The sequence below is a fragment of the Victivallis sp. genome (assembly GCF_048170485.1).
Taxonomy (GTDB): Bacteria; Verrucomicrobiota; Lentisphaeria; order Victivallales; family Victivallaceae; genus Victivallis.
The window spans coordinates 1-3,587 of sequence record NZ_DBEXAY010000263.1 but is presented as its reverse complement, the minus strand read 5'-3'; the positions used below and the strand labels follow the sequence as shown (position 1 = coordinate 3,587).

Annotated in this window: 4 protein-coding genes and 1 pseudogene; all 5 read right to left on the bottom strand. The window is 52.6% G+C overall.

What is annotated here, in order from left to right; all coding sequences use genetic code 11:
• Positions 1 to 696: LamG-like jellyroll fold domain-containing protein (locus tag ACMLHG_RS13790; RefSeq protein ID WP_417170862.1), on the bottom strand; the 696-nt coding region annotated here is incomplete at its 3' end.
• 53 nt (positions 697 to 749) lie between these two features.
• Positions 750 to 1,439: a prepilin-type N-terminal cleavage/methylation domain-containing protein gene (locus ACMLHG_RS13785; RefSeq protein WP_276742841.1), complete on the bottom strand. Its 690-nt coding sequence runs from the start codon at positions 1,437 to 1,439 to the stop codon at positions 750 to 752.
• A 14-nt stretch (positions 1,440 to 1,453) separates the two neighbouring features.
• On the bottom strand, positions 1,454 to 2,206 hold the full coding sequence (locus ACMLHG_RS13780) for a sugar isomerase domain-containing protein (RefSeq protein WP_417170861.1): 753 nt from the start codon (positions 2,204 to 2,206) through the stop codon (positions 1,454 to 1,456).
• 1 nt (position 2,207) lies between these two features.
• Positions 2,208 to 3,245, bottom strand: a complete 1,038-nt coding sequence (locus ACMLHG_RS13775; protein ID WP_168961605.1) for a hypothetical protein — start codon at positions 3,243 to 3,245, stop codon at positions 2,208 to 2,210.
• A 210-nt stretch (positions 3,246 to 3,455) separates the two neighbouring features.
• A pseudogene (locus tag ACMLHG_RS13770) lies at positions 3,456 to 3,587 on the bottom strand (IS5/IS1182 family transposase); the annotation flags it as partial.

Below are 3,587 nucleotides of genomic sequence, written 5' to 3'. Positions count from 1 at the left end.
ACTTCTGGCTTCAAATTTTTTATCTTTCTCAGGATCTACGGTGAGTTTGGATGCGGGGGAGGCAATTCGAATCTCCCGGATTATTCCGCAGAAAAACATCCCTATCCGATTGCCGTAGTTACCGCTTCCGATATAAAGCGGATCATTGTTTTTCACCAAGGCCTGCAATGGCGTGGCTTTCCAATATGCATTACCTACAGCACATTCCCGTCCATTTACCCAGATTTTGGCATATCCTCCTTTGAATTTCACGATGACACGATACCATAATCCTGGGAAAATCACCGGTTTTGAAGTAATGAAGTTATACCATTCTCCTTTGCCGTCTTTAAACTTGAACTCCAATTTGCCATTAATCGTGGATACAAAAAATTGTACTCGCTGCGGATTCTGGGAGCGATCGCCTTTCCAGAGGATAGTGCGATAATCATTGATTTCATCCGAACGAAAGACGGCTTCGACGGCGAAATCATCAATATAATTGAACTGTTCCGAAGATGGAATTCTGTAAATGGGACTGTCCGATGAAAATTTCGCACCAAAAAATTCCGGAAATTTTTTATCCTGTTCTATTTCAACCTTTCCAAAAAAGTTGGAGTTCTGTGAGAAATCTTGATTGAACAACCAACTTTTGTCACCTAAAACTGCAGGAACTGTTCCAAGCGATACCAATAACAGCAATATGATTTTCCACATTTTTACTGCTTCCTCTCAATCAGTGATATTTTTCACAAATATCTTGCAATCATTTAAAGCGGTCTGCTCCCCAGAGACCTTGCATCACGATAATAAGGCGTATAAGTGCGTACCTTTCCTGTCTGGTTGCGATACATAACATCATAAGCCTCCTTGGTTTCTCTTGGCAGCAGTGCAGCAACATGCCCATCAAAAAAGGAAACGTTGATCCTGCCGGAATGAATATCCATAAGCATACCGTTGGTATCACTTCCCAAATTGATTCGATACATGCTCATTCGCTCACCGGAGTCATAAGAATCACCCAGATAAAATGCGGAACTTGCACTTCTCATCTTTTTCATCGTCAGATAAACTTGGCCGGCATACCCATAAAGCCGAAATGGTGTATGATCATCGTCAGCAAAAAACACGCCATAAATACGGGATCTGTAAATGCTTGGAAACAAACTGGGACAATAATAGAGTTTATGCTTTGCTGATGTTGCCGCATCATATTTGTCATTCAGAAAGATTTCCGGATAGTATTTCGCCATATCGTCGGCGGTAACGACAACAGTGCCGCTGTAATCGTTTGCATAAAGTTGAGCTTGTACTCCTATTTGCTTCATATTATTGGTACAGGTAATAGCTTTTCCCTTCTCCCGCGCCTGATTCAGCACTGGCAACAGCATCGACGCCAGAATCGCAATGATTGCTATCACGACCAACAGCTCAATGAGGGTAAAACGGCCTTTTTTCATATTCATTCCCTCCTTTACAGGTTCTTGACCAGAGGCCGGTATTTTTTCAGGTTCGCGGCGTTGTATTCGTCGCCGCCGGGGGCGTTCGCACTGCGCCAGACCGGCGGCGTCAGGCCGCGTTCCACGCACTGCCGGACGCATTCGATTTCGAGCCAGTGGGCGATGGTGAAGTCCACCACGTTCGACACCGGCGCGATCGGCGTATCGAAACCCGGCACCTTCACCTGCGCGTCGCCGACCGGGTTGCAGTCGTCGATGCAGACGTCCGCGAGGTCGAAGAGGTTCTTCCCGGAGCTGTGCCGGATGAAGTGGTCCGGCGGCATCTCCTTCTGCCAGTGCGAGCTGGACACCGCGACGATCTTCGCACCGGCCCGTTTCGCCTCCAGCGCCGCGTCGACGGTCGCCGCATTGATCCCGATGTTGTGGAAGATGATCAGCAGGTCTCCCGGCTGAAGATCGTAATATCTCATGATCGCCGAACCGTAATTCTCGGTGCGTTCGAGTTCGAGGTACTTCAGCGCCTGGTTGAACACCGACAGCCCGGTTTCCATGACCGGGTTGATGTTCGCGAGGCCGCCCGCCCGGAAGAACATCTCGCCCATCACCAGTGTGGTGTGCCCGCCGCCGCCGTACACGCTGATCAGCCGGTCCTGTTCGACCGCATCGGCCATCAGCTTCCCGGCGGCCTGAATGTTCGCGGCCTGCTCCTCTTTGACCCGGCGCAGGTTCGCCTCGATCTGTTCCAGATATCCGAAATCGTTCAACATCTCATTTCCCCTTTCCGATGACACGTTTGTAGTTCTCTCCGATGCGGTCCCACAGTTTCAGCGCGTCCGGCGCGGCCAGCACGGTGCCGTAGCCGCCCCGGTAGGTCCAGGTGCCGAGCCGGTCCACCCCCAGCGACTCGTACAGCTCCACCGTCCGGTCGATCTCGGAGAAATCCTCCGGCTGTCTGTAATAGCCCATCAGCCACCGTTCCGACTGCTTGCCGTACTTTCTCGCGGCCGCGACCGTGCGGCGGGTGATCTCCTCGAAGAAGCCGCGCGGCAGGTTCCACGCGACGATCGTGGTCGAAAACACGTCGAAGTACGGGCTGGCCGCGACTTCGTCCCAGTCGTCGTAGCCGCGGTGTTCGGTCACGTAATAGCTGTTCAGCGTCGCGTGCACGCAGCAGGTGATCTCCTGCGCCGGGTCCAGTTCCTTGATCCGGCGCGAGGTGTCCTCAAGGATGAACAGCGCCTCGCGGCGGCGGAACCGCTTCACGTCGTCGTTCATCACCTTCGGCATCTCATAGCCGTAATGCTCCCGGAACTTCCCCATGCAGACCGGGCAGCGGCAGGTCCAGTCCTCGCCCGCGCCGCCGGTGATCGAAGCGTAGGATTTCGGGAACGCATAGTGCGGCTCGTCCCAGAAGAAGCCGTCCGCCCCCGCCTCGCGCGCCAGCGTCAGGCAGAACCGCGCGAAGTAGTCACGGAAGCTCGGCGTGTTGAAACACGCATACGGCAGCGCCTCCCCGGTCAGCGCCGAAACCTGCCGGTTCCCGGTGTTGTCCTGCAGGAACTTGCTGACCTGCTCTCCGCCGAAAAACTTGCCGATCCCCCACGGGTCGATCAGCACCTGAAGCCCGAGGCGGTGCGCCGCCTCCACGATGCGCGGGATGTTCGGCCGCCAGAAATCGAAATCGAATTCGGTGACCGCCAGGATCACGGTCGTACAGCCGTGATCGAGCATTTCGCGGAAATCCGCTTCGGCGTGCTCCACATAGCCGAGGTTGTAATAGCTGACGGCGGTTCGCGTGATTGACATGATTCCTCCCGATATTGTTATATGAGCCAATTTCAAAACGATTGGCTTTTCCCTGTTAATAACTCGATTTCTCCTGTGCCAAGCCCATCTTGACACATCCGACACGACTTTTTTCCCAAAAAGCCGTAAAAAATCGATTTTTTGTGTGTGAACCTTTCCCGTCACCACGGGAGTTCCTGTTTTTCAATTTTCAATCGAACTTAAATCAATCTATTCAAGCATGTTGAACAGTTGCTTAACCGTAATGGCGATTACGCCGAACATCAGATGGCAAAGAACTTTCCAATGTCCTTTCACTCTGACATGACGTGCGCCATAGTTGTCTTTCAAATCCGAGTTGAC

Excerpts from the sequence above, each read along its gene's own strand:
- ACMLHG_RS13785 (WP_276742841.1), bottom strand. The coding sequence starts at position 1,439 with ATGAAAAAAGGCCGTTTTACCCTCATTGAGCTGTTGGTCGTGATAGCA.
- ACMLHG_RS13775 (WP_168961605.1), bottom strand. The coding sequence starts at position 3,245 with ATGTCAATCACGCGAACCGCCGTCAGCTATTACAACCTCGGCTATGTG.
- ACMLHG_RS13780 (WP_417170861.1), bottom strand. The coding sequence starts at position 2,206 with ATGTTGAACGATTTCGGATATCTGGAACAGATCGAGGCGAACCTGCGC.